Raw genomic sequence first — 1,689 nt, 5'->3', positions numbered from 1 at the left:
CGCCCATCAGCGGGTTCGGCACCCGCATCGAGATCCTGCAGTGCGGCACCCACCGCCCCGGCCGGTAGTGCTCCCAGACCTCGATGCCGTGCCCGGCCAGCCGGTCATGCACCGCGCGGTGCAGTTCGAGCAGCTCCAGGGTCGGGGTGACCCCCAGCCACAGCACCCGCCCGATGAACTGGCCGACGAAATCCAGCTCCAGCGTCAGCCCGCGCCCCACCGCGTGCCCGGCCAGCGCCGCGGTCACCGCCTCCGGCTCCAGCCGCCGGGCGGCCGCCAGTGACACGTGCGGGCGGTGGCGTTCGTCGAGCAGGGACGCCAGCGTCTGCACTCCCTCCTCCTCGAGGGCCTGCCACAGCTTGCGCACCCGGCGGGACGCGTCGACGTCCAGATACAGCTCGATCGCCGCCACCACCCGCTCACCCTATGCGGATCACCGGACGCGCCTGGCCAGCAGGTAGGCCCGGCGGCTCGGGAACTCGGCCGGGTCCAGCGGCTCCCGCAGCATCGTCGACTCGATCCGGAACCCGGCCGCCACCAGGTCGCCGCGCACCGCGTCGGGGTCCAGGAAGTGCACATCCACGTCCACCTGCGCGCCGAACCAGCTGGTCAGATGGCTGGTACCGCCGACTGGCACGTCCGGACCCTCGACGTGGAAGGACACCAGCAGCCGGCCGTCACCGCGGACGGCCCGGGCCAGCTCACCGAACGCCGCCGCGCGGTCCGGCGGGCTCAGGTGAATGATCGAATACATCGCCACGGCCCCCGCCCACGCACCGTCGGCGACCGGCAGGGACAGCATCGACGCCACCGTGAACGGGATCTCGGGCGCGCGTTCCCGGGCTATCGCGATCATCTCGGGCGACAGATCCAGGCCGGTCACGTCCGGGTGCCGGGCCGCCAGGAAGCGGGTCACGTGCCCGGGACCGCAGCCGACGTCCGCGACCCGGCCGGGCCCGGCCAGTTCCAGGAACGCGACCAGCAGCGCCCGATCCAGGGGTTTGTGATCGAGCTCGTCGGCCAGCTGGGCGTCGTAGGCGCGGGCGACCTTGTCGTAGGTGTCGCGCAGGCGGACGGCCTCGCCCGAGTCCCCGGCTTCGCCTCGGTTCCCAACTTCGCCCGAGTCCCCAGCTTCGCTCGAGCGAGGACTGCTGTCGCTGTAGCGGCCGCCGTCCCCCAGACCAGGCCGGCCGCCGCCCAGACCAGGCCGGCCGTCACCCTGATAAGGACCGCCCTCTCCCCGAGCAGGACCTTCGTCGCTCGGATGAGGGCCGCTATCGCTCAAGCCAGGGCCGCCATCACTCAGACCAGGGCCGGCGTCGCTCGGGCCGGTGCCGGTGCGGGGGCCGGTGCCGGGGAAAGGGTCGCTCATGCGGCCATCGTCGCCTGCCGGGCGCCGTCGATGCGTTCCCGGGCCAGCTCGTGCGCCGCCGCCAGCGGAGTGATGCCGCGACGCCGAGCCGAGTCCAGCACCGTGGTCAACGTCCCAGCGATGCCGCGTACCCGGGCCGTGGCCTGCGCCTCCGTCTCCCCGCGCAGCTCCACCCCGGTCGCATGGATGACGCCGCCCGCGCTGACGACGAAGTCCGGCGCCCACAAAATGCCCCGCTCGTGCAGCAGGTCCGCCGCCGCGCCTTGTCGGCGGCATGAGAGTACGACCACAACCTGTAATTGGCGAGTGTGAACGTT

Annotated in this window: 3 protein-coding genes; all 3 read right to left on the bottom strand. The window is 72.8% G+C overall.

Annotated elements, in window-relative coordinates; all coding sequences use genetic code 11:
- On the bottom strand, window positions 1–415 hold a 415-nt coding region (locus AB0C29_RS47080; protein ID WP_360834720.1), incomplete at its 3' end, for a 2'-5' RNA ligase family protein.
- 18 nt (window positions 416–433) lie between these two features.
- Window positions 434–1,372 carry a class I SAM-dependent methyltransferase gene (locus AB0C29_RS47075; RefSeq protein WP_360834718.1) on the bottom strand — a complete coding sequence of 313 codons (939 nt, stop codon included), beginning with the start codon at window positions 1,370–1,372 and terminating at the stop codon, window positions 434–436.
- Window positions 1,369–1,662, bottom strand: a complete 294-nt coding sequence (locus AB0C29_RS47070; protein WP_360834716.1) for a hypothetical protein — start codon at window positions 1,660–1,662, stop codon at window positions 1,369–1,371. The genes AB0C29_RS47075 and AB0C29_RS47070 overlap by 4 nt, the downstream gene beginning before the upstream one ends.
- Window positions 1,663–1,689: the final 27 nt, after the last annotated feature.

Source organism: Actinoplanes sp. NPDC048791 (assembly GCF_040650095.1).
In the GTDB taxonomy this organism is placed as follows: Bacteria; Actinomycetota; Actinomycetes; order Mycobacteriales; family Micromonosporaceae; genus Actinoplanes.
Note: the sequence above shows the minus strand (reverse complement) of the source record. Positions and strands in the feature narration are given on the sequence as shown.

Coding starts and splice junctions, on each gene's coding strand:
- AB0C29_RS47075 (WP_360834718.1), bottom strand. CDS start 1,372: ATGAGCGACCCTTTCCCCGGCACCGGCCCCCGCACCGGCACCGGCCCG.